The following is a 26,122-nucleotide window of genomic DNA, read 5'->3' on the forward strand; positions in this document are numbered from 1 at the left end:
CTTTCAGAATAAAAAATGGTTTTTTAGTCGAGAAGGGGAGATACACCAGATGAGCAATAGAAAGTTTAATGTAGCTGTCGTTGGAGCGACAGGCGCTGTAGGGGAACAGATCGTAAATCTGCTGGAAAAACGCGATTTTCCTGTAGACAAAATCAAATTTCTTTCTTCGCCTCGTTCTGCCGGCACGTTAATTAGCTTTAAAGGTCAGCAGATTCCAGTAGAGATTGCTACCCCCGACAGCTTTGAAGGAATCGACATTGCTTTGTTTAGTGCAGGCGGAGACGTGAGTAAGGAACTGGCGCCGCATGCTGTTCGTCATGGGGCAGTTTGCATTGACAACACCAACGCATTCCGAATGGAACCGACAGCTCCTCTTGTAGTACCTGAGGTGAACAGCGACAAAATTGCCGAGCATCAGGGAATTATCGCGAACCCGAACTGCTCCACCATTCAGATGGTAGCTGCTTTGAAACCATTATATGATCAGTATGGCATTTCTCGTATCATAGTATCCACGTACCAGGCCGTTTCCGGCGCTGGAAGCCGTGCTATTGATGAATTGAATCGTCAAAGCGCAGCCATTCTTAACGGTGATGAAGTTCAGCCAGATTTGCTGCCGGTAGGTTCGTTGCCAGTAAAGCATCAGATTGCTTTCAATGCTATTCCGCAAATTGACAAATTCCAGGATAATGGTTATACACTGGAAGAAATGAAAATGGTACGCGAAACGAAAAAAATACTAGGTGACGATTCTGTAGACGTAACGGCAACGTGCGTTCGTATTCCTGTTGTATATGGTCACTCGGAATCTGTCTATGTAGAGCTTAAAAATGATTATGATCTAGAAGAAGTTCGTAATCTGCTGGCTTCCGCACCTGGAGTAACGCTGGTAGACGATCCTACTGCCCAGCTTTATCCGTTGGCATCCGAAGCTGCAGGAAAACCTGACGTATTCGTAGGGCGTGTACGTCGTGATTTGGGCAATAGCCGTGGATTGAATTTGTGGGTCGTATCCGACAATCTGCTCAAGGGAGCGGCATGGAACGCGGTGCAAATCGCGGAAATTATTGCTGCAAAGGCGGAGTAACGTTCCTAAAGCAGGGAGTAATATGGGGGAAAAATAATGGGTATTTTGGTGCAAAAATTTGGGGGAACCTCGCTGTCCACACCTGAAGCGCGTCAACTTGTGCTGGCACATGTGAAGCGGGAGCTGGAGCAAAATCTTCGATTGGTTGTTGTTGTGTCGGCCATGGGGAGAAAAGGAGAGCCCTATGCAACGGACACGCTGCTGGATTGGGCGGCTTCTAACGGTGACAGTCTTCCTAAGCGCGAGCGGGATTTACTGCTGTGCTGTGGTGAAATCATTTCTGCCGCTACGTTATGCAGCCTGATGGAGAAGGAAGGTATTCCTGCTACGGTGCTGACTGGAGCACAGGCAGGCTTTATTACGGATGATCAATATGGCAATGCTCGCATTTTGGATATCAAGCCAGACCGGATTGTGGAAGAGCTGAACCAAGGCAGAGTTGTCATTGTGACAGGTTTTCAGGGACAAACTGCTGATGGTGATATGACTACCCTTGGTCGGGGAGGCAGCGATACGTCAGCTACGGCGCTGGGGGCTGCTCTACATGCAGATATGGTGGATATTTATACAGATGTGAATGGTATATTAACCGCTGATCCGCGTATTGTGGAAAATGCGAAGCCGCTTGCACATGTTAGCTATACAGAAATTTGTAATATGGCTCATCAGGGAGCCAAGGTGATCCATCCTCGTGCTGTTGAAATCGCCATGCAGGCGAATATTCCGGTACGGGTTCGCTCAACCTTCTCCGAAGGAGAGGGGACGTTGGTTACCCACCCAGAAGGCTTTAAAGACGTGCAGGCAGATATCGTAGACCGTTTCGTGACCGGTATTGCGTATGTCGGCAATGTTACTCAAATTACTGTTGAATTAAAGTCAGGTTTGGAGCACTTGCAATTACAAGTGTTCAAATCTATGGCTGAACATGGAATCAGCGTTGATTTTATTAACGTAACTCCATCAGGGGCGGTTTATACCGTATTTGATAATGATGGAAGCAAAGCGGTTGAAGTACTTAACGGTTTAGGACTAGAGCCTAAGATACTGGCCGGATGTGCTAAAGTTTCGGTCATAGGCGGTGGTATCAACGGGGTACCAGGTATTATGGCGACAATTGTGGAGGCATTGACAGAATCAGACGTACAGATCCTTCAATCGGCAGATTCCAACACCACGATCTGGGTACTTGTTAAAAAGGAAGATATGGTGCAGGCTGTACGCGCATTGCATAATAAATTTGAACTCCATCAATAGGCGCATTGTCCGTGCTCGGACTTGCAAAAAAAGGAGGCAGCATGGTGAACTTCGGCAGATTGATTACCGCAATGGTGACACCTTTTGATCAGCAAGGAGAGATTGACTGGACTGCATTGTCCTCGTTGATTGATTACTTAATAGAAGAACAGCATTCAGAGTCACTTGTTGTATCTGGAACAACAGGGGAGTCTCCTACCCTGAGCGATGATGAAAAAATTAAGTTGTTTGCATTTGTTGTAGAAAAAGCAGCTGGGCGATGTAAAATTATTGCCGGGACGGGAAGCAATAATACACGTCATTCCATCCATCTCACCCGTGCTGCGGAGCAGGCGGGAGCAGACGGTGTGCTGCTGGTAGTGCCATATTATAATAAACCGAATCAGGAAGGGATGTATCAGCATTTCAAAAGTATTGCAAACTCCACATCCCTTCCAGCTATACTGTATAATGTTCCAAGCCGTACCGGAGCCAGCCTAACAGCTGAAACGACACTGCGACTTGCACAAATTCCGAACATTGTAGGAACCAAAGAATGTGCATCACTTGCACAGGTCACACAGATTGCAGCGGCAGCACCAGAAGGCTTTCTGGTTTATTCCGGGGATGATGCATCCGGACTGCCAGCCATGGCTGTAGGTGCTTATGGCATTATCAGCGTAGCGAGCCACGTGGTAGGTGCAGAAATGAAGCGGATGTTGGATTCATTTGTAGGGGGACGCGCGCAGGAGGCAGCCAAACTGCATCAGCAGTTGTTCCCAATTTTTAAGGGCATGTTCGGCTGTCCTCATCCTCTACCTAATCCGGTGGCTGTAAAGTATGCATTAGAATTACGAGGGATTAAGGTAGGTTCAGTTCGGTTGCCGCTTATTCCTCCTACCGAAGATGAAGCGAAGTTTATTAAGAATTTATTTACCCGCTAAAAAGAAATAGCTGTAAGATGTTTATAAATATAAGGAGTACCCTTGTTAAGGGCAGTCGGTAGGTGCAACACCGACTCGGTTATTGTCTGACAAGGTCCTCTGGCATGAAGGGCGTTCTTATAGAACGTCCTTTTTGCTATGCTGTTAATCAGGTATGTAGATAAAATGACACTTACTTATGGTTTGGGAAGGCAATGGGAAACCTAGCGTAACGAACAGGATGACTTGTTTTTTCGTATTTTAATCATGTATAATGGGGTCAAGTGACTGGGTGCGGTATTTTTTTGAAAATTAAATAACAAATCAAGGTACGACGTCCAACTACCATAGGAGGTTTAGATTCATTTGTCTAAAAAAACAAACAACGATAAATTGATGATTTTCGCTTTGGGCGGCGTCGGTGAAATCGGGAAAAATATGTATGTCGTTCAATACGGCAATGACATTGTCGTGGTGGATTCCGGTCTGAAATTTCCGGAAGAGGACATGCTTGGCATCGATATCGTTATTCCTGATATTTCCTACCTTACAGAGAACCGCGACAAAGTAAGAGGCATTGTGCTGACTCATGGTCACGAGGACCATATTGGCGGTTTGCCTTACGTGCTGAAACATTTGAATGTACCTGTATATGGTACCAAATTGACGCTGGGACTGGTGGAAAACAAGCTGAAGGAAGCGAATCTGCTTGGTGAAACCAAACGTATTTTGATCAATGCTGATTCCGAAATCAAACTGGGCTCCACATTGAAAGTAACATTCTTCAAAACCAACCATAGTATTCCTGATTCAGTAGGTGTTTGCATTGATACTCCTGAAGGCGCTGTTGTTCATACAGGAGACTTCAAATTTGATCATACTCCGGTGAACGGACAATATGCAGATTTGCAGCGTATGGCTGAGATTGGCACACGTGGCGTATTGGCTCTATTGTCAGACAGTACCAATGCCGAAAAACCGGGCTTTACACCTTCGGAAAAGAGCGTTGGCATTGTGCTGGAAGATATTTTCCGCAAGTCGAGACAGCGTGTGGTCGTAGCCACTTTTGCTTCGAACGTACATCGCATTCAGCAGGTCATTAATGCTGCTGAGGCAACCGGACGCAAAGTAACGGTGATTGGTCGCAGCATGGTTAATGTCGTAGGTATTGCTTCTGATTTGGGCTACTTGGAAATTCCAGATGGAATGCTGATTGAGCCTGAAGAAGTGGGCAAAATGTCAGCGGATCGCGTAGTTATTCTCTGCACAGGTAGTCAAGGTGAACCGATGTCCGCTTTGACAAGAATGGCTCGTTCTACGCATCGTAAGGTAGATATTCTTCCAGGAGACTCAGTGATCATCGCAGCTACTCCGGTACCAGGTAATGAAAAATATGTTGGACGCACTATTGATGAGCTGTTCCGTCTGGGTGCCAATGTATACTACAGCGCAGCTAATCCTGGTATCCACGTTTCTGGACACGGCAGCCAGGAAGAACTCAAGCTGATGCTGAATCTGATGAAACCAAAATTCTTCTTGCCAATTCACGGTGAGTTCAGAATGCAACGTCGTCACGCTCTTCTGGCTGAAGGAGTAGGTATCGAGCCTGAAAATATCTTTATCACGGATATCGGTGAAGTCATTGAAATTCAGAATGGCGGAGCACGCAGAGCGGGTAAAGTTACAGCAGGTAACGTACTGATCGATGGACTAGGTGTAGGAGATGTAGGAAATATCGTGTTGCGCGACCGCAAATTGTTGTCACAGGACGGTATTTTGGTAGTGGTTGTCACACTGAGCAAGCAAGATGGCACGATTAAGTCAGGCCCAGATATCATTTCCCGTGGTTTCGTGTATGTTCGTGAATCAGAAGGTTTGCTAGATGAAGCAAATCGTATTGTTTCAAGTACACTGCATAAGCTCATGAGTGAAAATGTAAATGAATGGGCTTCCCTGAAGACAAATGTCAAGGATGCACTGGGTCGCTTCTTGTATGAGCAAACTCGTCGTAGACCGATGATTCTGCCAATTATAATGGAAGTGTGATTCGATTGAAATATGTTCAAAAACTTGAATTAAAAACTTAAGTCACAGGCACACAGTCGCCTCTCTTCCCGCAGGAAATATTGGACGGTTTCCGCGGAAAGAGAGGCTTTTTTTGATTTTAGGGTCGAGGAAAGGCATGGAGGTGGGTATAAAATATTCCATTTCCATCCCATACTATAGGGTGAAGACGGGGCACATAGATGCGTATAGCGAAAGGAAGATCACCCATATGGAACATTACAGCAATTTATCTTCTGGCAACGAGGAAACGGAAGCGCCAGAACAACCAGAGGTTGGACAAAGACCCGTTTTACCTGCTATGGAGGCTTTACAGCAGCTGGGTCAAACCTCCATGCCCGGAAGCGAGTCCAATATTTTTTGTATGACGATTATCGGTCAGATTGAAGGACACCTCATCTTACCGCCTCAAAACAAAACAACAAAATATGAGCATATTATTCCGCAGTTGGTAGCGGCAGAGCAAAACCCACGTATCGAAGGATTAATGATTTTGCTGAATACAGTTGGTGGTGATGTAGAGGCAGGACTGGCTATTGCAGAAATGATCGCATCGATGAGTAAACCAACAGTGACCATTGTTATAGGAGGTGGACATAGCATCGGTGTGCCGATTGCTGTATCTTCTACGTATTCTTATATTGCCGAGAGTGCGACGATGACCATTCATCCAATTCGTATGAGCGGCCTGGTCATCGGAGTCCCACAGACTTTTGAATATATGGAAAAAATGCAGGAGCGTGTCGTCCGCTTCGTCGTTTCTCATTCTCGCATTACAGAAGAGCGGTTTAAGGAACTGATGTTCAAAACTGGTGAATTAAACCGCGACATTGGTACAGCGGTCGGAGGAATTGATGCAGTAAAATACGGTTTGATGGATGCGGTTGGTGGTATAGGAGAGGCGCTGAAACAGTTGAATACCATCATTGAGACACGCCGTCAGCAGAACGGCATGACAGGGACTCCACAGCAGCCCCCTTATGCACCTTTTTCGCCCAATGCCACAGGCACCCCTACAGGAACCCTTTCAAGTGAGCACAGCAAGGAGCTGCCCCAATGACACTATATACTGTAATGCCAATGGAATTGGTGTGGGAAGGTATGTGGAAGGAGGCAGAGGAGCTTGTAGAGGTCCGGGTAGATGGTCTGCTTATGCAGGTACAGCCGCTTGAAAGTCGTCGGGGGATCATAGTAAGGCTCTTGGACTGTCCATTGGATGCCTACCTCAATCCTCGTTATGGACCAGGTCAGATCATTGAGTGGTCATAGAAGCTGTCGAATAGTACAGAAATAGGTCATTTGCTGCTGAAAAAGAACATATGTGCGGATAGCGAGTGACGTGGTATAATATTCTTCTGGGGGGTGACCTTGTATGTCCAGAAGAAGAAAAAGAAAAAAGAAAGCCATATTTGGCGGAGTTTTAAAATATGAAATTTACGGCATTGTGCTGATTACATTGGCGGTCATTGCGTTATCGGGTGAAGCGGCAGTTGGTCGGTCGCTATCCAAGATGTTTGGGCTTGTACTGGGGAAATTCTATTTTGTGATTCCCCTGATTGGCATTTATTATGGTCTGATGGTGATGATTCACCGCAAGTGGCCGAACCAGTGGAACTCACGGAAGACGGGTTTGCTGTTGTTGGTATTTGCCTTTACACTTATGAGTTCTATTTCATCTATGGAGCAGCGTTTGGGACCGATTAACGCGCTTCAGCCGGGCGGAGTGATGAGCCAGATACATATAGATATGCGTGAGCAGTTGCTGTCGCCTGATCAGCAAGGCCATACCTCGATGCTGAATAAGGATATTAGCGGGGGCTACGTTGGCGCATTACAGCTTACCGTTCTGTTGTGGCTGTTTGGTCTCACAGGAGCTAAGCTGATCATGATTGTCATGTTCGTCATTTGTTTTATGCTGATGACCCAGCTGTCTTATGTGGATTTAGTGAGGATTGTAAAGACCAAGCTACTGACAGCCGGGGGAAGCGTGCGGAAAAAATGGACTGGTAAAGCCACTCCGCTTTCTGCATCTAGCAAAGGCAGTGGAAATAGAAAACCCAAATCTGAGCCTATTCCTGCCTATGAAGAGGATATGGATGATGATTTTGATGAAATGCAGCCTCCAGCACGTAAGCAGCCAATTTTCTTTCAGTTGTTTGGCCTTAAAAATACAGATAAGGCGGACAAGGAAGAGCAAACTGCACATGCGGATGAAGATGAACATGATCTTCTATATGATGCTGGTGATGTGCAGCCTCAGTGGAGAAATGGCAATCAGGGAGAAGAGCTGTCTGACGTAATCGAACACGCTGAGCAGGAAGCCTCAATTCCGGTAAAAAGATCGCCAATCATTAGGGACTTCTTCGAACAAGTGAAAAATGAGGAAAAAAGATCAGAGGCTGAACTTGAAGACTCCCTGACAGGTGGAGTGCGGAACGATTCCATTGATGAACCTCTGGATAGTAATTTTATGGATGCCGATGCGAATACGAATATAAATATAAATGATTCGGCAACGATCCATGGGACATCAGAAGAAGCCCAGGAACTGGCTCAGACGATTGCTAATGGATTGACAGGCGAAGAAGCTGAAGGGAACAATGTAGCTATTCCAGCTCCACCACCGCCTAAGCCGTACAAGCTTCCATCGTTCCGTTTGCTTGCCAAACCGCAAAATGCAGGCAAAGGTATGGGACAAAAGGATTACATGCAAACAGCACGCAAGCTGGAGGCCACGCTGGAAAGCTTCGGTGTTCGGGCGAAAGTGCTGGAGGTTGTACGTGGTCCAGCCGTCACACGCTATGAAATCCAGCCGGACATTGGCGTGAAGGTTAGCCGGATTGTAAGTCTGACGGATGACATTGCACTTGCGCTTGCTGCAAAGGATATCCGTATGGAGGCACCTATTCCCGGCAAGTCCGCCATAGGAATAGAAGTTCCGAATAATGAAGTTTCTATCGTAACCATGCGTGAGGTAATGGAAACGACAGTTTTCCAGGAATCAGTTTCCAATTTGTCCATTGCATTTGGCCGTGATATTGCAGGACAAACGATTGTTGGTAATTTAGCTAAGATGCCCCATCTGCTTGTAGCTGGAGCTACGGGTTCGGGTAAATCGGTGTGTATCAATGGGATTATCACGAGTATTTTGTACAAAGCGAAGCCAGATGAGGTGAAATTTCTGATGGTTGATCCCAAGATGGTGGAGTTGAACGTGTACAACGGAATCCCCCATTTATTGGCTCCGGTCGTGACTGATCCCAAGCGTGCCTCACTGGCATTGAAGAAAATCGTAGTTGAAATGGAAAAAAGGTATGAGCTGTTTTCCAAATCAGGCACCCGTAATATTGAGGGCTACAACAATTTGATGAAGGATAACCCGGATGCATTTCTGCCTTACATTGTCGTTATTGTGGACGAGCTGGCAGATTTAATGATGGTTGCTGCAGGAGATGTGGAGGATGCGATTGCGCGACTTGCCCAAATGGCGCGTGCAGCAGGCATCCATCTGATTATTGCAACACAAAGACCTTCGGTTGATGTAATTACAGGGGTTATTAAAGCCAATATTCCTTCACGTATTGCTTTCGGCGTTTCTTCGCAGGTGGATTCCCGCACCATACTGGATATGGGCGGTGCTGAGAAACTGCTCGGACGTGGTGACATGCTGTTCATGCCGATGGGGGCTTCCAAACCAGTCCGCGTTCAGGGAGCGTTTATGAGTGATCAGGAAGTGGAAAACATTGTTAACTATGTGCGTGAACAGGGTGAAGCTCAGTATGATGAAACGCTTGTGCCTGAGGTGGAAGAGGTATCCACTGATGCGGATGAAATGCTGGATGAGCTGTATGATCAGGCTGTCAACATCATTTTGGAGGCTAAACAAGCTTCCGTTTCGCTCCTTCAGCGCCGTATGCGGATCGGTTATACACGTGCTGCCCGACTGATTGACTCCATGGAAGCCCGCGGTGTCATCGGTCCTTACGAGGGAAGTAAGCCCCGTGAGGTACTTATCTCAATGGAACAATATCAGCAAAATAAAGTTAGCTCCTGAGCATTATCTTTTATCAGCATTCCATTTAAACGCTGTTTGTACGCATGATGAGTTGTTAAATATGACAACTCCATGCACGCAAATAGCGTTTTTTTGTGATGTTTTTTTGAGGTGTGGAACTGCCTGCTCAAAGAAGATTAAAAGGGTGAATAGCTTCTAGCGGAGCTTGTCATAATAAACGTAGCCATCCTGTTAATCCCACAAAAGAAAGGTAGAGCGCAGCATATGAAAAAAACAATGGTCTGGATTTGCACGGGTATCCTCGCAGCCTCGGCTATTACGTACACGGGACTTTTTAAAAACGACTCTGTACAGCAGCGAGTAGAGTCGCCAAGCACGCAGCAGAAAGTAACAGCGCCGCAGCCTGTTCAGCCGACATTCAGTTCAGAAGCGGTTGATTTTGGCTCTTATGGCCAGGATGTATATGAACTGCAATCACGATTGAAGCTGCTGGGTTTTTTTGGCGGAAAAGTGGACAGCCATTTTGGCAGCAGTACACTAAAGGCTGTAAAGGGTTTTCAAAAGGAGTTTGGTATCAGACCCGATGGAGTGGTTGGTGCGAAAACCAAATTAAAGCTGGTGAATGCTACTCCACACTGGAAGCCGACGGAAACGCCTATGCATCGTAATAATCAAGGTTCTGATCAGGGACAGGCAGCGAACAAAAACGATAAATCTGATCAAAATGAGGAAACGATGGGATCAGCCAACACCATGGGACTGTCTGAAAACGATCTTAAAATCATGGCCAATGCGGTCTATGGTGAATCCCGTGGTGAGCCGTTTGAAGGACAAGTTGCCGTGGCGGCTGTTATTTTGAACAGGGTCAAGTCGCCAAGTTTTCCAAATACACCGTCTGGGGTAATCTTTCAGCCGGGGGCTTTCACTGCTGTAGCAGACGGCCAAATCTGGCTCACGCCGAATGAGACTGCACAAAAGGCGGTACGTCAAGCCCTGAACGGCTGGGACCCAAGCGGAGGATGTCTATATTATTTTAACCCTAAAACAGCTACCTCCAAATGGATTTGGAGCCGTCCGCAGGTGAAAACCATCGGGGAACATATTTTCTGCATGTAAAACGCCGAAGCAGCCGGGAGCTTGTCTCCGGTTGCTTCTTGGCTTTTGCATGGTTAGAATAAAGATTGGTACACTTTACCTCTTTACAGGAAAAAGATGTACAGTAGAGCTATTGCTAATCAAAGGCTAGACGCAAATTGACGTCACAAAGGAGTTTTGGACTTGAACAAAACAGGTTTCGAGCGTGGCACACGCAGACAACTAAGGATTCATGTACTGCCCACCAAGCGCTTTAAGACGTTTGCCATATCGTTGTATGTAGGTACTCCGCTACGTGAGGAAACTGTAACTCGTGTAGGACTGGTGCCTTTCGTTCTGCGACGGGGTACAGAATCGTATCCGCAGACTACACAATTTAGAGAGCAGTTAGAACAATTGTATGGTGCGGGTTTTGGATTCGATGTATATAAACGTGGAGATTATCAGATCGTGCAATTTCGCATGGATACAATTAATGACAACTTTGTAAGCAGTCCGGATAGTTTGCTGGATCGTTCGTTTTCTTTCCTTGGAGAGGTTCTGACGAAGCCTGCATTGGAAAACGGTGCATTTCAAACGGGATATGTACAGCAGGAACGAGAAAATGTTCGTAAGAAGCTGGAATCTATAGTTAACGATAAAATACGTTATGCTGGGGAGCGCTGCATGGAGGAGATGTGCAAAGATGAGCCTTATCGTCTGCATCCTCTTGGTCAACGATCAGATCTGGACAGCATAAATGCACAAAATTTGTATGAGGCTTATGGAGACTGGCTGAATAATGCCAGCATGGATTTATACGTCGTGGGAGATACCACGCTGGAAGAAGTTGAAAAGTTTGTGGATCGCTATTTTCAATTAAACCGCTCGACGGAAACGGGATATGTACCTGAACAGCCCAAATCGGTAGAACGTGATGTTCAAACTATAGTAGAGCGTCTTGATGTAAACCAAGGCAAGCTCAACATGGGGCTACGAACCCCTATTACGTATGGCGATGAACGTTATGCTTCTGCATTAATGTACAATGGCGTTCTGGGTGGGTATCCGCATTCAAAGCTGTTTGTCAATGTGAGGGAGAAGGAGAGTTTGGCGTATTACGCTTCGTCACGCTATGACGGGCATAAAGGCATTGGCACAATACAATCCGGTATCGAAATTCCTAATTATGAAAAAGCGGTTACTATTATCCGCAAGCAACTGGAAGATACACAAAATGGAGCAATTACCGAGCTAGAAATGACCCAAACGCAGGCAATGATACGCAACTTGCTAAAGGAAATGCAGGACTCCGCTTTTGAGATGATTGCCTATGATTTTAACAGACAGCTTTCCGGCAAAGAGCGGACGGTAGAGGAGCTGCTGAGCCAGGTGGAGGCAGTCAAGGTGCAGGATGTTCAGGATGCCGCCCGGACGTTCCGACTGGACACTATTTATTTCTTGAGAGACCAGAAGGGGGAATAGCGTTGGAGCATATATCGTATGAGCACTTGCAGGAGACGCTGTACTATGAAGTAATGGATAATGGCTTGCACGTTTATGTGTTGCCCAAACCGGGCTTTCAGAAGACGTATGCCACATTTGCAACTAAATATGGCTCGGTTGATAATCATTTCCGGGTAGAAGGTCAAGAGCCCGTCAAGGTGCCGGATGGCATAGCTCATTTTTTGGAGCATAAAATGTTTGAAGAGCCCGAAGGCGATATTTTTGCTACCTTTTCCTCTAATGGAGCATCGGCGAACGCATTTACGAGCTTTGATCAGACCGTATATCTGTTTTCGGCAACCGAACGCATTCAAGAGAATTTGACCACACTAGTCAATTTTGTTCAGCATCCTTACTTTACAGATGAAAATGTGGAGAAGGAAAAAGGCATTATAGGCCAGGAAATCAATATGTATGAAGATAACCCCGACTGGCGGAGTTACTTTGGTCTGATTGAGGCATTGTACAAGGTCCATCCGGTGCATATTGATATAGCAGGTACTATTCAATCCATCAGTACGATTACGAAGGAAACATTGTACAGTTGCTATGAAGCTTTTTACCATCCAAGTAATATGATTCTTTTTGTAGTAGGTGGAGTGGATCCAGCCGAAGTAATCGAATTGGTACGTAATAATCAGGCGAAAAAAGACTATAAGCCGCAGGGGGAGATCGAGCGGATTTTCGATGATGAACCCACAACGGTTGCAGAGCCGCGTCATGAGGTAAAGCTGGCTGTTTCTTTGCCAAAGTTGCTGTTTGGATTCAAGGAGGCTGAAGTAGGTTTAACGGGAGAAGCTTTGCTACGTCATGATCTGGAAACTAAGCTGATGCTTGATCTCTTGTTTGGTTCCAGTACACAGCTATATCAGAAGCTCTACGATGAGGACCTGATTTCGGACAGTTTTGGCCATGAGTACAATAGTACGCAACAGTATGCATTTTCTGCGATCGGCGGGGATACCAAAGACCCTGATCGGCTGTTGGCTAGGATACGAGAAGAGGTAGAGTCTATTCAGAAGCAGGGGTTTGCAGCAGAACATTTTGAACGAGCGCGCAAAAAGAAGATCGGCGGTTATCTACGCACTCTCAATTCTCCCGAAAATATTGCGCATGAGTTTACAAGACATCGCTTCCGCGGCAGTGATTTTTTTCAATTGCTTCCGGTTTATGAAAGTATCACGCTTGAGGATGTAAACCGTCGTCTGAAAGATCATATAAAGTGGGATCAAATGGCAATATCGCTGGTGGTGAGTCCGTAATGTCCAGGGAGAGGGAACCGATGACCACCGAGGGCGGAGAGTTAAAGGCTATTGGCGATACGACTGTGCTGATTACAGGAGCAAGTGGTGGAATTGGTGCGGCTATTGCCGAACGTTTTGCAGCAGTAGGGATGAATGTGGTCATTCACTACATGAAGTCCCATGAAAAAGCAAATGAAGTTGCTCGTCGTTGCATGACTTATTCAGGCAAGGTAATGACTGTTTCAGCCGATCTGCGGAGTAAGGAGCAGATTGAACGTATGCGGGAAAAGCTGGATAATCACGGAATGAAGCCAGATATTCTAGTGAATAATGCTGGATTATCTCATTATGGGCTGCTTTCAGATGTATCGGAAGAGGAATGGGACGAAGTGATGGCCGTGAATGTTAAGGGAACTTTTTTGTGTACGCAGGTTTTTATGCCGCATATGATTTCCCAACGCTATGGCCGTATTGTGAATGTTTCGTCTGTGTGGGGCATATGTGGAGCTTCGTGCGAGGTATTGTACTCCACTACCAAGGGAGGCATTAACGCTTTCACTAAAGCACTGGCTCAAGAGGTTGCGCCTTCTGGCGTAACAGTGAATGCTGTGGCTCCAGGGGCGGTAGACACGTCGATGTTGGATCATTTGGATGCAGGCGAAATTAACAGTTTGGAAGAAGAAATTCCTGCTGGACGATTGGCACGGCCTGATGAAATATCGTCCCTAGTTTATTTTCTTGCGCTTCCTGAGTCAGGTTATATTAATGGCCAGGTCATAAGTCCTAACGGAGGATGGGTGACGTAAGGAAAACAGCGCTTGGAGGAATCCACCAGTATAGTAAGCGTCTGTGAAGAGCATATTACAACTGTTGATTTTAAATCTGAATCATCTAAGGAGGATTTAAGTATGTCAACAGTTGTTCAGAATTTTGATGTTTGGAAAAAGTTCCTTGGTCAGCGTGTAGAGCAAGCAGAGAAGCTGGGAATCAGTCAAGATACCATTGCGGAGCTTGCTTACGAAATCGGTGATTTTCTGGATGAGAAGGTCGATCCAGCTAACCATTCCAACCGCGCACTGAAAGAACTGTGGGGAGTTGCCGATGAGGACGAACGTCACACCATCGCCCGGCTAATGGTTAAATTAGCTAAGAGCAACGCATAAGTAGGAACCAACATGAAAAGCTCCCTTTTGGGGGGCTTTTCTGTAATGGTTACAGAGCTGTTCTTGTAATTCCATTGTAATTTATATATCATAAACGTGATTGAGGCTTACAACACACTGTAGCCTATCGAATTTCAATAATTGGGTTTTGTCGAATGATGCTATCTTATGATACAATAAGGCTTTGATTTGGCATTGTTGACGGTTTGAATGTGAATGAGGTGCTAACGTGACGGAAGAGACAAAACAGTGGTACATGGAATACAAGATACATAAAAATCGACCCGGACTGCTGGGGGACATTGCTTCCATGCTTGGTATTCTGGGGGTTAATATACTGACGATTAACGGTGTTGAAGGCGAAAGACGGGGGATGCTTCTCGAAACAGACGATGACGAGAAAATACGCATTCTCGGAGATACGTTGAAAAAAGCCAGCAACATTACAGTCACGGCCTTACGTGCTCCGAGACTGGTCGATATATTGGCAGTAAGACACGGCCGTTACATCGATCGGGATTCGGATGATCGTAAAACTTTCCGTTTTACACGTGATGAGCTTGGGTTGCTGGTCGATTTTTTGGGTGAAGTATTAAAGAGGGATGGCAATCAGGTAATCGGTCTTCGCGGAATGCCGCGTGTTGGTAAAACGGAATCCATTATTGCCAGTAGTGTATGTGCAATGAAGCGTTGGACTTTTGTGTCGTCGACGTTATTACGACAGACGGTACGCAGTCAGCTTTCTGAGGAAGAAATGAATCCCAACAATGTGTTTATTATTGACGGCATTGTGAGTACCATTCGATCCAATGAAAGACATTATCACCTGCTTCAGGAAATTATGAGCATGCCAAGTACCAAAGTGATTGAGCATCCTGATGTATTTGTGCGTGAATCGGGATACAGCTTTGACGATTTCAATATCATTATTGAACTTCGCAATAATCCGGCTGAGGAAATTATTTATGATACCTTTACAGCCAGTTATACAGAAGATCTTTAAATAAGTGTAATTACACAAGGAGATGATGACATGTCAGAACTGGGTCAGCAATTAAAGGAGGCCCGGCTGCAAAAAGGATTGAGCCTTGACGATGTTCAGGAAATGACGAAGATACGCAAACGTTATCTGGAAGCCATTGAGACGGGCGATTACAAAGTGCTGCCGGGAAGCTTTTATGTCAGAGCTTTTATTAAAACATACGCCGAAACGGTTGGGTTGAATCCCGATGAGCTTCTGGAAGGGCACCAAAGCAATGTGCCTGAACCTGAACCGGAAGCAGTCATGGAGCCTGTTACACAAAAACGCTCCAGCCGTCCCGCGACGATTGGCAATCTTAAATGGTTGCCTACAGCGTTAATGTGGCTTTTTCTAGTTCTCATTGTTGGGGTTATTTATGCTTATTGGGTGAGTAACAACCATTCCACTCCAAAAACAGCAGAAAATACAACGCCGATTACAACACCAAGTACACCAAGTACAACACCTAACACAACACCAAACACGACACCAAACACGTCTACTCCAAATACAACTACGACACCGAATAATGGTCAGACAACGGCACCAAATGGTGCTGGCGGGCAGACCCCTGATACGGGAAAAAACGGGGAAACCCAGCCAGGTGGTACGGGAACTACAGATGCGACTACTCCAAATCCTGGTCAGCAGCCGGATACGACTACGCCAGTTCAGGGAGTAACTGTGGCTCAGGATGGTAAGCAAGGCAAGACGACGATCTTCAAAGTCTCCAGTGCAACGGGGGCCACGGTCAAGGTAGATATTAAAGCAACGGGCGAAAGCTGGCTTGAGGTGTACAAGGGACAAAATTCCCGTGGAGAAAAGCTGAGCTATGGTATGACTAAAAGTGGAGATGCCATGTCTTTCGATATCGGTCCAGAAGGCTTATATATCAAATCAGGACGGTCTTCTGCCACGGATATTTCCGTCGCCGGCCAACCGATAACCGATAATAAATCGACGACTCGGGTGTTGATACAGCAAGGGGAAGCTTCTTCCACTGGAGCGAGTACTGGGGTGACGGGTTCAACGGAGACGACGACAAATGGTAGTACGGATACTACACAAAGTGGGACAGATTCTAGTACAACTACTGATGGTGAATAAACGCCTTGTTGCGGGGAAATACTAATGACTGTAATTCTTGGAAAGTCAGTCATTTCATTTTCCGCAAAGTGAGGTGTATACGTTATGACCGTCAGCTGGATTGTGACTGGGCTCGGGATTATTGTCAGTTTACTGGGCTATTATCTAACACCGAATGCATGGGGCTATGGCATATTAGGCTTTGGTCTTGCTCACATTGTGCTTGGAATTTTGGATATGTTTAGAAATCCAACACGAAGTCACTATTAGAAATGTTAAACTGTAATTGTAAATAAAGGCGTTTTTGTCGGGGAACTGGCAAGAACGCCTTTTTAGTGAACGGATTATTGGATTTTTATAAATGACTAGCCTATAATTAGATATTGAACTTTGTTGTGGAAAGGAAAGTGAAACGATGGCTTCAGAAAATTCATTTGATATCGTCTCCAAAATGGATATGCAGGAGTTAACAAATGCGGTTCATCAGACGGAGCGTGAAATTGAAACAAGATTTGATTTCAAGGGGAGCAAAAGTAGCCTCAAGCTTGAGAAAGATGCTCTTACGATTGCATCGGAAGATGAATACAAGCTTAATGCGGTGATTGATATTTTGCAATCTAAAATGGTCAAACGAGGTTTATCCCTTAAAAATGTGGAATTTGGAAAATTAGAACCAGCCTCTTTAGGTTCAGTGCGTCAGCGTCTTTCTCTTAAGCAGGGAATTGATCAGGATAACGCCAAAAAAATTAATATCCTTATTCGGGATTCCAAGCTAAAAGTGAAAAGTCAGATTCAAGGTGATCAAATTCGAGTAACTGGAAAAAATAGGGATGACCTACAGGCCATTATTCAATTGCTGCGGAAAGCTGATCTGCCGTTGGAGCTTCAATTTACAAACATGAAATAAGCCGTTTTCTCTCATAGATTTTGTAGGACAAACGTTGCTTGATGTGCAGCAGGTTATTTTGACATGCGTTTTGCGCCATATTATACTTGTAACGAAAATGCAGACATTAAGGTGTATAACGCTCGTCGAAAGCGATTTTACATAGGATTGATTTCAATCTGAAAGCTGCCATTTGTAATCAAGTACGATAATCAGGGGAGAGTGTGTTGTGAATTTACCCAACAGAATTACAATAACGCGGATTTGCCTTATCCCGGTGATGATGCTGGCTTTGCTGGTGGATTTTGATTTTTATCCGCCACCGATTGAGATCGGTGCTTTCAAGCTGCCGTATAATCAGCTGATTGCGGCTATTATTTTCCTTGTAGCAGCCAGCACAGACGGCCTTGACGGATATTTGGCTCGTAAAAATAATATGGTCACCAATTTGGGCAAGCTGTTGGACCCCCTTGCTGATAAGCTGTTGGTAACTGCTATTTTGGTTTCTTTGGTAGAAATGGGAAAAATTGATTCATGGGTTGTTGTTGTGATTGTCAGTCGTGAGTTTGCGGTTACGGGTCTAAGACAGATCGCTTTATTGGATGGCTCTGTGGTTGCTGCAAGCAATTGGGGGAAATTAAAGACGATCATCCAGATCGTTGCTATTGTAGCACTGCTCATTAATAATTTCCCGTTTGTTTTTCTGGGTATTCCGTTTGATTTAATAGCGATATGGGCAGCTGTGTTAATCACCATTTATTCGGGTATTGATTACTTTGTGAAGAATATCCATTTGCTGAGCTCCTCTAAAGTGTAACAGGATAAATCTTATGGAAACAGCAATAGGGACTTAACTTATTGCTGTTTCTTTACATAATTCCCACAATATACGCATCATAGGAGGACGAATTGATGAAAGCTGAAATTATTGCAGTAGGAACAGAGTTATTACTTGGACAAATAGTAAATACAAATGCCCAATATTTATCACAAGAGCTAGCTACAATCGGCATTGATGTATATTTTCAGACTGTAGTTGGCGATAACATGGATCGACTTCAGGAAGCGGTACGACTTGCTCAGAAGCGTGCGGATATTATTTTGTTTTCTGGTGGGCTGGGACCAACTCAGGACGATTTGACAAAAGATGCGATAGCGGCTGTATTGGGGCGGAAATTGCAGATAGATCGTCTTGCCATGGACAAGCTTGATCAGTTTTTCCGGAACCGCGGGGTCGAAATGACCGAGAATAACCGCCGGCAGGCGCTTTCTATTGAAGGAGCCACTCCGCTTGAAAATGAGACAGGTTTAGCTATAGGGGATGCGATTGCACAGGACGGTAAATTTTATGTGGTTTTGCCCGGACCGCCTAAGGAGCTTAAACCTATGTTTGCAAATCATGCTAAACCATGGTTGCTTCAGCAGGCATTGAGCGGTGAGGAGATGCCAATTTATTCGAAAATGCTAAAATTTGCAGGGATCGGTGAGTCAGCTCTTGAAACTCGCTTGCTAGATCTGATCCAATCCCAGACGGACCCCACGATTGCTCCTTATGCCAAGGAAGGGGAAGTTACGATCCGTATATCCACCAAGGCGGCCAGTGAGAGTGAAGCTTTAATTAAGCTAACGGCTACGGAAGTACAAATTCAGCAACGTCTTTCCGAATATATGTATGCAAGTGAAGATGTTACGCTGGAGAAGGTGATTGTAGATTTAATGGCCAAACGCGGACTCACTGTGAGTGCGGCGGAAAGCTGTACAGGCGGTATGCTGATGGAACACATCACTTCTATACCTGGCAGTGCTGTTATGTTTCAAGGTGGAATCGTGTGTTATTCCAATGAAATGAAGATGAAATTGCTCAATGTGCCCTATGATTATTTGGAAGGCGATCATGCGCCAGGCGCAGTGAGTAAGGAAGTAGCCCTTGTGCTTGCAGAGCAGGCAAGAATGATTATGGACAGTGATTTCGGACTTTCCGTTACTGGTGTAGCTGGGCCCGGATATTCCGAGCGAAAGCCAGTCGGTCTGGTGTATATTGGTATTGCTCAGCGTGACAAGGAAACGGAGGTATATGAGCTAAATTTAAGCGGTAACCGTGAGACCATCCGTTTGCGATCCGTCAAAGCTATCTTGTACAGATTGTGGCGTCGATTGGTAGAGAACGAGAAACTCTCTTAATTATCGATGAGTTGTTTTAGATAGATATTCATGATATAATCTTCTTATCGGAAGAACCGTTGCAAAGCTTTTTGCCAGCGGTTCTTTTTTCGTTTTATGAGAAAGGTTTAATTATAGAAGAGAGTTGTGGGAAATAAAAAAACGAATGTATGTTCGAAAAAATGCTTGGCAAGCGTGTCAAAACAAGGTATTATTAAAGTACAAACAATGAAGGATGTGAGTTTATTGTCAGATCGTCGTGCTGCGCTGGATATGGCGCTCCGTCAAATAGAAAAGCAATTTGGTAAAGGTTCCATTATGAAGTTGGGTGAGTCTACTCACATGCAAGTGGAAACAATCCCCAGTGGTTCGATTGCTTTGGATATTGCGTTAGGAACGGGCGGCTTTCCAAGAGGCCGGATTATTGAAGTATATGGACCGGAATCATCCGGTAAAACGACAGTAGCTCTTCATGCTATCGCAGAGGTGCAAAAAACAGGCGGACAAGCCGCCTTTATCGATGCCGAGCATGCGCTTGATCCGTCGTATGCGAGCAAGCTGGGTGTCAATATTGATGAGTTGTTACTATCGCAACCAGATACAGGTGAGCAGGCATTGGAGATTGCCGAAGCTCTTGTGCGTAGTGGGGCAGTGGATATTATCGTCATAGACTCTGTAGCGGCACTTGTACCGAAGGCAGAGATTGAAGGCGAAATGGGAGATTCCCATGTCGGTCTTCAAGCGCGTTTGATGTCACAGGCATTACGTAAGCTGTCTGGAGCCATTAATAAATCGAAAACCATTGCTATCTTTATCAACCAGCTCCGTGAAAAAGTAGGTGTTATGTTCGGTAACCCTGAAACTACACCAGGTGGACGTGCTTTGAAGTTTTACTCTACGGTACGTTTGGATGTTCGTCGTATCGAAAGCTTGAAAATGGGTAACGACATCGTGGGTAACCGCACACGTATTAAAGTGGTGAAGAACAAAGTTGCGCCTCCTTTCCGTCAGGCCGAAGTGGATATTATGTACGGTGAGGGTATTTCCAAAGAAGGAAGCTTGATTGACATCGGTACGGAGCATGACATTGTCGACAAGAGCGGAGCTTGGTATTCCTACGAAGGCGAGCGCCTTGGTCAGGGACGTGAGAATGCAAAGCAATTTTTGAAGGAAAATCCGAACATTGCTAGTACGATCGAGCAAAAAATCCGGGTGGCCAGTAATTTGATTACAACAATTGCTCCACCGACAGAAGAAGAGTTAGCGCAGGAGGCCAAGGAAGAACAGGAATTGCTGGAGCTTGAATAAGCTTGCCTGAGACTTCGCTTTTGATCTGTCATGTGAACTGTAGCCTAGGGATTATGGTACAGTCCGTTTGAATAGCATAATTCTGATGCCCTGCACAGTTGTGCAGGGCATTTTTGCATCAAATACAGTCTGCTTTGTCAGCAGAATCTAACTTTTGCGTAGCAGGTGATCATAGGCTGCTTTCGTGAATTTCAAAGTGAGGGAAACATAGTGCAGTTGGACGATAAAGATGAATACACTTCGGAAGAAGATAAACAGCAAGGGATTTCTCTTTTTCCAGATCATGAGGAATTGATGATTACTAGAGTGGAGCAGGGGCAGAGACGCAACCGTGGAAGATACATCATTCATTTTGGTCCATATTCACTGTCTGTATTGGAAGATGTAATGATCAAGTACAACATGTTCAAAGGAACGTCATTCGTCAAAAAAGAACTAGAAGATATCGTTCTGGCAGATGAAAAACAACAGGCTTATGTACATGCGCTGCGCTATTTGGGGCAAAAGCCTCGTACACGTCAGGAAATTGCCCAGCGTTTAGCGCAAAAGGAAGTGGATCAGACTGTTATTGATGAGATATTGGTGCGATTGCAACGGGAGAAGCTTGTAGATGATGATTTATACGCCCGTCAGTGGGCAAGACAGCGTATAACAAGCCAACGTAAGGGTAAGATGTGGATCAGACAAGAACTTCGTCAGAAGGGCATCTCTAAAGCCTCTATCGGGGAAGCATTAGGTGAGATCACTGACAATGAGGAGTGGGAGAGTGCATTGTCGATTGGACGTAAGAAATGGAATCAGGTACGTGGTGATATAATGGATAAAAAAAGGAAAACATTTCCGTTTCTTATGAGACGCGGATATTCGGGGGATATGACACGCCGCGTGGTCAATCATCTCAGTGCGGCTGAGCAAGACGGAGCTTTCGATGACGAGGAATTACTGCATTGGGAGGAATAAGTTGCAAAACGGTAGCTGAACTTCTGGCTAGATGAGCTGATTATGATATGGACAGCTGCACGGTAGTCTACTAATGTTTGCATTCCCTTGACAATGCCATTTGTCAAATAATAAAATATATATGAAACGATATTTGTGGAGTGCCCTTTTTCCTTCCAAAAAAGCGGAATCCACGGTAAAGTTCTCATCGCCAAATAACAAGTGATGCCGCTATGCCAGGCGGAATTGTACGTGTGAAAGCATGTGCATATGAAATGAAGCGACCTTGAGTCGTTATCTTAGTTTGACGATCAAAGTAAATGTGACAATTTCAAAAAGTCCCAAGGAATGCCTTGGAGGAACCAACGGGGAGGTGAACAGTATGATGACTGCGATCTGGTTCGTTCTCGTTGCTGTAGCCGCGTTATTCTTTGGGTTCGGGATTGGTTATTTTATTCGCAAATCTATTGCAGAAGCTAAGATCTCCAGTGCGGAAGAAGCTGCCGCGCAAATCGTGGAGAACGCGAAAAAAGAGGCAGAAGCGCTGAAGAAGGAAACGGTATTGGAAGCGAAAGATGAAATTCATCGCATCCGTGCCGAAGCTGAAAAAGAAACTCGTGAACGTCGCAATGAAATTCAACGACAGGAACGAAGATTGCTGCAAAAAGAAGAATCGCTGGATAAAAAATTGGAATCGCTGGAACGCAAAGAAGAACAAGTGGCCAACAAAGAGAAACGAATCGATGAAACCCAGCAGCAAATTGATTTGATTTACAAGAGCCAGGTAACTGAGTTGGAGCGTATTTCTAATCTTACGATGGAGGATGCAAGAAGTATTATTCTGACCAACGTAGAGCAGGAAGTTCGTCATGAAACAGCTCAGATGATTAAGGAAATTGAACAGCAGGCCAAAGAAGAAGCGGACAAAAAGTCCCGTGAAATCATCACACTGGCCATCCAACGCTGTGCGGCAGATCATGTAGCAGAAACGACGGTTTCTGTTGTGACATTGCCGAACGAAGAAATGAAAGGCCGGATTATCGGACGCGAAGGCCGTAACATTCGTGCACTTGAAACCCTTACTGGAATCGACCTCATTATTGATGATACGCCGGAAGCTGTTATATTGTCCGGATTTGATCCGATTCGTAGAGAGATTGCGCGTACTGCTCTTGAGAAGCTCGTAGCGGACGGACGGATACATCCGGCTCGTATTGAAGAGATGGTGGAAAAATCCCGTAAAGAGGTGGACGAACGAATCCGTGAGTATGGTGAACAGGCCACCTTTGAAGTGGGTGTGCATAGCTTGCATCCGGATTTGATCAAGATCTTGGGACGTCTCAAGTTCCGTACGAGTTACGGACAGAACGTATTGAAGCACTCGATGGAAGTTGCATACTTGACAGGTCTAATGGCCGGGGAACTGGGCGAGGACGTTGTACTGGCAAGACGGGCAGGCTTGCTGCATGACATCGGGAAGGCGCTGGATCACGAAGTGGAAGGATCACACGTTGAAATTGGCGTGGAACTGGCGAAGAAGTACAAGGAACACCCGGTCGTTATCAACAGCATTGCTTCACATCACGGCGACTGCGAAGCGACTTCAGTGATCGCCATGCTGGTTGGAGCGGCAGATGCTCTGTCAGCAGCAAGACCGGGAGCGCGGCGTGAAACGCTAGAGACGTACATCCGTCGTCTAGAGAAGCTCGAACGCATCTCCGAATCTTTTGAAGGCGTTGAGAAATCATACGCAATTCAAGCCGGACGCGAAGTTCGTGTCATGGTACAGCCAGAGAAAATTGATGATGCGGAAGCATTCCGATTGGCCCGCGATATTACGAAAACGATTGAGAATGAACTGGATTATCCAGGGCATATTAAGGTTACCGTTATTCGCGAGACCCGTGCGGTAGAATACGCAAAATAAAAGCATTTCAATGAAAAGTGGCCGCTGCTTGTAGGGCCACTTTTCATTATGTAAGGCAGACTAGGGAGGGTTTTCTATCAACGTATTATTTATTGGAGACATCGTCGGCAGTGTAGGCAGAAAGGCACTGAGGGAGAATCTCCCTTCGCTAAAATCAAAATACAACCCTCATGTTATTATTGTGAACGGAGAAAATGCAGCTTCGGGAAGAGGAATTACTCAAGCCATCGCTAGAGAGTTTTTTGATTGGGGCGTTCATGGGATTACGATGGGCAATCATACATGGGACAATAAGGAGATATTTGATTTTATAGATGATGAGCCGCGGATCATCCGTCCGGCTAACTTTCCGCCAGGGACACCAGGTCGGGGTTACACTGTTGTAAAAGGTGGAGGTAAGGAACTAGCCATTGTTAACCTGCAAGGTAGAACCTTTTTGCCAGCTATTGACTGTCCATTTCGGGCAGCAGATGAAATTGTAGACGAGCTGCGCAAAAAACATAAACATATTCTAGTAGATTTTCACGCTGAAGCCACTTCCGAAAAAATTGCCATGGGCTGGCATCTGGATGGACGTGCATCAATCGTGGTAGGAACACATACACACGTACAAAGTAATGACGATACGATTTTGCCACAAGGAACTGCGTATCAGACAGATGCGGGAATGGTAGGTCCTTATGAGGGCGTGCTTGGTATGCAGAAAGAGGCTGTATTACAGAAATTTCAGACCCAGCTTCCGGTACGCTTTCAAGTGGACATGGGCAAATGGCACTTTCATGCCATCAGCGTAGAGCTCAATGATGACGATGGGAAAGCCCGTAAAATTCAGAAAATCAGGCTTAAAGAAGACGAATGGCGGATGGATTAACTTTGTTGTGAGCTACTTAAGGAAAGAATAAGGAAAACTGTCACCAAAAAGCAGGAATTTTTTGCTGACCCTCGAATAACATCTAATAGTGGAATCAAACCATCATCATTCCCAGGGGAGGTACTTACTATGGATGTATTAAAAGTATCAGCAAAATCCAATCCCAATTCAGTTGCAGGCGCACTCGCAGGAGTACTGCGTGAACGCGGAAATGCAGAATTACAGGCGATTGGAGCGGGTGCACTAAACCAAGCCATTAAAGCGGTAGCCATTGCCCGGGGATTTGTCGCACCAAGCGGAGTGGATTTGATTTGTATTCCTGCTTTTACAGACATTGTTATTGATGGAGAAGATCGGACTGCGATCAAATTGATCGTAGAGCCAAGATAATAAATGGAAGTTGCCTGAGCCTGTTTACGTTTTGTAAACGGGCTTTTTTGCTTTGTGGTTTAATTACTATGGTTTTCAAAATAAATTTGTGGGCTTTAATCCAATGGGGGTATAGTGCATGAATGATAAGTTTGAAGCGAATTGGCCAGTCGTTGATCTTCACTGCGACGTGTTATGTAAAATGCAACTCGATTCGCAGGTAGATTTCAGTCATTCATCGCTTGATGTCACAAAAGAGCGTTTGTTAGAAGGCAACGTAAAGTTGCAAACGTTCGCTATATATATTTCACAGGTATTGGGTACGCCAAAATTTGAGCATGTGGTTCGTCAAATTGAACTGTTCAGGCAGCATGTGACTTCTACCTCAGGCGGGTTAAAACCTTTGCTTTGGAGAGAGGAATTGGTAGCACTTAAAAATATGTCCGCTGCACGTCAAATGGAGCAAGTACACCAGACAGACGTAGAGAAGCAAGCTGGAAAAATAAGGAATTGGGATGGTAATGGAACGAATCATACAGAGTCACCTTGGGCTTTACTCTCACTTGAAGGGGTAGATGCGCTGGAAGGAAACCCGTTTTATGCGGATGTGTGCTATGCATTGGGAATACGGTTGATTGGGCTGACGTGGAATTATGCAAATTGGGCGGCTGACGGCATTATGGAGCTTAGAGGTGGCGGTCTAACCCGCAAGGGACATGATTTGGTCAATCGCTGTAATAGTCTGGGACTGCTGCTAGATGTATCACACTTGTCCTTACAAGGCTTTTGGGAAGTGATGGAGGAGGCGGCCTTACCGCCCATCGCTTCGCATTCGAACGCCTTTGCGAGATGTGCTCATCCCCGTAACTTGCGGGACGAACAGATTCGGGCGCTGATCGCCCGCAACGGACGAATTGGGTTGACCTTTGTCACGATGTTTCTGAAAGAGCAGGGTACAGTACACGCTGAGGATCTGTTACCGCACATTGAGCACATTTGTTCATTGGGTGGTGAAAGACATTTGATGTTCGGCTCTGATTTTGACGGTATCGAGGCCCATGTGAGAGGACTGGAGCACGCGGGGAAATATCCGGCTTTTGCAGAACTACTGCTGAAACATTACTCTGAGGAGCTGGTCAAGGGATGGCTTGGAGAACATGCACTAGACTATTTAAGAACAAATCTGCCATCTAAAATGTTGTCCTAAATAGCTTAATATCGCAGTTGTTTTCGGCTGAGCATTTTC

At 45.4% G+C, this 26,122-nt stretch carries 24 protein-coding genes; all 24 read left to right on the plus strand.

Going from position 1 to position 26,122, the window contains the following annotated elements:
- Positions 1 to 49 precede the first annotated feature (49 nt).
- Positions 50 to 1,087 (plus strand): aspartate-semialdehyde dehydrogenase, encoded by a 1,038-nt coding sequence (locus tag MKX36_RS09665; protein WP_016820991.1) that lies wholly within the window; start codon positions 50 to 52, stop codon positions 1,085 to 1,087.
- Between the two features lie 36 nt (positions 1,088 to 1,123).
- Positions 1,124 to 2,341: an aspartate kinase gene (gene dapG, locus MKX36_RS09670; RefSeq protein ID WP_016820992.1), complete on the plus strand. Its 1,218-nt coding sequence runs from the start codon at positions 1,124 to 1,126 to the stop codon at positions 2,339 to 2,341.
- Between the two features lie 41 nt (positions 2,342 to 2,382).
- Entirely contained in the window at positions 2,383 to 3,264 is an 882-nt protein-coding gene (gene dapA, locus MKX36_RS09675; RefSeq protein WP_031463334.1) for a 4-hydroxy-tetrahydrodipicolinate synthase, read from the plus strand.
- 345 nt (positions 3,265 to 3,609) lie between these two features.
- Positions 3,610 to 5,289 (plus strand): ribonuclease J, encoded by a 1,680-nt coding sequence (locus MKX36_RS09680; protein ID WP_013370737.1) that lies wholly within the window; start codon positions 3,610 to 3,612, stop codon positions 5,287 to 5,289.
- Positions 5,290 to 5,518: 229 nt separating this feature from the next.
- Entirely contained in the window at positions 5,519 to 6,367 is an 849-nt protein-coding gene (locus tag MKX36_RS09685; RefSeq protein WP_017427948.1) for a ClpP family protease, read from the plus strand.
- Positions 6,364 to 6,576, plus strand: a complete 213-nt coding sequence (locus MKX36_RS09690; protein ID WP_019687008.1) for a YlzJ-like family protein — start codon at positions 6,364 to 6,366, stop codon at positions 6,574 to 6,576. Before MKX36_RS09685 ends, MKX36_RS09690 begins: the two co-directional genes overlap by 4 nt.
- 103 nt (positions 6,577 to 6,679) lie before the next feature.
- Complete coding sequence (locus tag MKX36_RS09695) at positions 6,680 to 9,361, plus strand: FtsK/SpoIIIE family DNA translocase (RefSeq protein ID WP_117289511.1); 2,682 nt, start codon at positions 6,680 to 6,682, stop codon at positions 9,359 to 9,361.
- Between the two features lie 225 nt (positions 9,362 to 9,586).
- Positions 9,587 to 10,438 carry a spore cortex-lytic enzyme gene (sleB, locus tag MKX36_RS09700; protein WP_257126949.1) on the plus strand — a complete coding sequence of 284 codons (852 nt, stop codon included), beginning with the start codon at positions 9,587 to 9,589 and terminating at the stop codon, positions 10,436 to 10,438.
- A 162-nt stretch (positions 10,439 to 10,600) separates the two neighbouring features.
- On the plus strand, positions 10,601 to 11,881 hold the full coding sequence (gene yfmF / locus MKX36_RS09705) for an EF-P 5-aminopentanol modification-associated protein YfmF (RefSeq protein WP_016820998.1): 1,281 nt from the start codon (positions 10,601 to 10,603) through the stop codon (positions 11,879 to 11,881).
- Between the two features lie 2 nt (positions 11,882 to 11,883).
- Positions 11,884 to 13,164 carry an EF-P 5-aminopentanol modification-associated protein YfmH gene (gene yfmH, locus MKX36_RS09710; protein ID WP_016820999.1) on the plus strand — a complete coding sequence of 427 codons (1,281 nt, stop codon included), beginning with the start codon at positions 11,884 to 11,886 and terminating at the stop codon, positions 13,162 to 13,164.
- Positions 13,165 to 13,184: 20 nt separating this feature from the next.
- Complete coding sequence (gene ymfI, locus MKX36_RS09715; RefSeq protein WP_016821000.1) at positions 13,185 to 13,952, plus strand: elongation factor P 5-aminopentanone reductase; 768 nt, start codon at positions 13,185 to 13,187, stop codon at positions 13,950 to 13,952.
- 102 nt (positions 13,953 to 14,054) lie between these two features.
- Positions 14,055 to 14,309, plus strand: a complete 255-nt coding sequence (locus MKX36_RS09720) for a DUF3243 domain-containing protein (RefSeq protein WP_016821001.1) — start codon at positions 14,055 to 14,057, stop codon at positions 14,307 to 14,309.
- 229 nt (positions 14,310 to 14,538) lie between these two features.
- On the plus strand, positions 14,539 to 15,312 hold the full coding sequence (locus tag MKX36_RS09725; RefSeq protein ID WP_013370747.1) for a DUF3388 domain-containing protein: 774 nt from the start codon (positions 14,539 to 14,541) through the stop codon (positions 15,310 to 15,312).
- Between the two features lie 30 nt (positions 15,313 to 15,342).
- Positions 15,343 to 16,437, plus strand: coding sequence for a helix-turn-helix domain-containing protein (locus MKX36_RS09730; protein ID WP_090887162.1), 1,095 nt, complete (start codon positions 15,343 to 15,345; stop codon positions 16,435 to 16,437).
- A gap of 84 nt (positions 16,438 to 16,521) precedes the next feature.
- Complete coding sequence (locus tag MKX36_RS09735; protein WP_013370749.1) at positions 16,522 to 16,686, plus strand: hypothetical protein; 165 nt, start codon at positions 16,522 to 16,524, stop codon at positions 16,684 to 16,686.
- A gap of 145 nt (positions 16,687 to 16,831) precedes the next feature.
- Entirely contained in the window at positions 16,832 to 17,323 is a 492-nt protein-coding gene (locus MKX36_RS09740) for a YajQ family cyclic di-GMP-binding protein (protein WP_013370750.1), read from the plus strand.
- A gap of 208 nt (positions 17,324 to 17,531) precedes the next feature.
- Positions 17,532 to 18,119: a CDP-diacylglycerol--glycerol-3-phosphate 3-phosphatidyltransferase gene (gene pgsA, locus MKX36_RS09745; RefSeq protein WP_016821003.1), complete on the plus strand. Its 588-nt coding sequence runs from the start codon at positions 17,532 to 17,534 to the stop codon at positions 18,117 to 18,119.
- Between the two features lie 95 nt (positions 18,120 to 18,214).
- Positions 18,215 to 19,483 (plus strand): competence/damage-inducible protein A, encoded by a 1,269-nt coding sequence (locus MKX36_RS09750; protein WP_016821004.1) that lies wholly within the window; start codon positions 18,215 to 18,217, stop codon positions 19,481 to 19,483.
- Positions 19,484 to 19,708: 225 nt separating this feature from the next.
- Positions 19,709 to 20,770: a recombinase RecA gene (gene recA, locus MKX36_RS09755; protein ID WP_025364668.1), complete on the plus strand. Its 1,062-nt coding sequence runs from the start codon at positions 19,709 to 19,711 to the stop codon at positions 20,768 to 20,770.
- Between the two features lie 210 nt (positions 20,771 to 20,980).
- The gene (locus tag MKX36_RS09760) at positions 20,981 to 21,730 is read left to right on the plus strand and encodes a regulatory protein RecX (protein WP_031463337.1); all 750 of its coding nucleotides are present in this window, start codon (positions 20,981 to 20,983) and stop codon (positions 21,728 to 21,730) included.
- A gap of 361 nt (positions 21,731 to 22,091) precedes the next feature.
- Positions 22,092 to 23,636, plus strand: a complete 1,545-nt coding sequence (gene rny, locus MKX36_RS09765; protein ID WP_013309958.1) for a ribonuclease Y — start codon at positions 22,092 to 22,094, stop codon at positions 23,634 to 23,636.
- Positions 23,637 to 23,712: 76 nt separating this feature from the next.
- Complete coding sequence (locus MKX36_RS09770; RefSeq protein ID WP_025364670.1) at positions 23,713 to 24,507, plus strand: TIGR00282 family metallophosphoesterase; 795 nt, start codon at positions 23,713 to 23,715, stop codon at positions 24,505 to 24,507.
- A gap of 129 nt (positions 24,508 to 24,636) precedes the next feature.
- Complete coding sequence (locus MKX36_RS09775; RefSeq protein ID WP_007430104.1) at positions 24,637 to 24,897, plus strand: stage V sporulation protein S; 261 nt, start codon at positions 24,637 to 24,639, stop codon at positions 24,895 to 24,897.
- A gap of 118 nt (positions 24,898 to 25,015) precedes the next feature.
- Positions 25,016 to 26,083 (plus strand): dipeptidase, encoded by a 1,068-nt coding sequence (locus MKX36_RS09780; RefSeq protein WP_117289508.1) that lies wholly within the window; start codon positions 25,016 to 25,018, stop codon positions 26,081 to 26,083.
- Positions 26,084 to 26,122 lie beyond the last annotated feature (39 nt).

The sequence above is a fragment of the Paenibacillus sp. FSL W8-0439 genome, from assembly GCF_038008995.1.
GTDB classification, from domain to species: Bacteria; Bacillota; Bacilli; order Paenibacillales; family Paenibacillaceae; genus Paenibacillus; species Paenibacillus polymyxa.

Excerpts from the sequence above, each read along its gene's own strand:
- MKX36_RS09665 (WP_016820991.1), top strand. The coding sequence starts at position 50 with ATGAGCAATAGAAAGTTTAATGTAGCTGTCGTTGGAGCGACAGGCGCT.
- dapG (WP_016820992.1), top strand. The coding sequence starts at position 1,124 with ATGGGTATTTTGGTGCAAAAATTTGGGGGAACCTCGCTGTCCACACCT.
- dapA (WP_031463334.1), top strand. The coding sequence starts at position 2,383 with ATGGTGAACTTCGGCAGATTGATTACCGCAATGGTGACACCTTTTGAT.
- MKX36_RS09685 (WP_017427948.1), top strand. The coding sequence starts at position 5,519 with ATGGAACATTACAGCAATTTATCTTCTGGCAACGAGGAAACGGAAGCG.
- MKX36_RS09690 (WP_019687008.1), top strand. The coding sequence starts at position 6,364 with ATGACACTATATACTGTAATGCCAATGGAATTGGTGTGGGAAGGTATG.
- MKX36_RS09695 (WP_117289511.1), top strand. The coding sequence starts at position 6,680 with ATGTCCAGAAGAAGAAAAAGAAAAAAGAAAGCCATATTTGGCGGAGTT.
- sleB (WP_257126949.1), top strand. The coding sequence starts at position 9,587 with ATGAAAAAAACAATGGTCTGGATTTGCACGGGTATCCTCGCAGCCTCG.
- ymfI (WP_016821000.1), top strand. The coding sequence starts at position 13,185 with ATGACCACCGAGGGCGGAGAGTTAAAGGCTATTGGCGATACGACTGTG.
- MKX36_RS09720 (WP_016821001.1), top strand. The coding sequence starts at position 14,055 with ATGTCAACAGTTGTTCAGAATTTTGATGTTTGGAAAAAGTTCCTTGGT.
- MKX36_RS09730 (WP_090887162.1), top strand. The coding sequence starts at position 15,343 with ATGTCAGAACTGGGTCAGCAATTAAAGGAGGCCCGGCTGCAAAAAGGA.
- MKX36_RS09735 (WP_013370749.1), top strand. The coding sequence starts at position 16,522 with ATGACCGTCAGCTGGATTGTGACTGGGCTCGGGATTATTGTCAGTTTA.
- MKX36_RS09740 (WP_013370750.1), top strand. The coding sequence starts at position 16,832 with ATGGCTTCAGAAAATTCATTTGATATCGTCTCCAAAATGGATATGCAG.
- MKX36_RS09750 (WP_016821004.1), top strand. The coding sequence starts at position 18,215 with ATGAAAGCTGAAATTATTGCAGTAGGAACAGAGTTATTACTTGGACAA.
- rny (WP_013309958.1), top strand. The coding sequence starts at position 22,092 with ATGATGACTGCGATCTGGTTCGTTCTCGTTGCTGTAGCCGCGTTATTC.
- MKX36_RS09775 (WP_007430104.1), top strand. The coding sequence starts at position 24,637 with ATGGATGTATTAAAAGTATCAGCAAAATCCAATCCCAATTCAGTTGCA.
- MKX36_RS09780 (WP_117289508.1), top strand. The coding sequence starts at position 25,016 with ATGAATGATAAGTTTGAAGCGAATTGGCCAGTCGTTGATCTTCACTGC.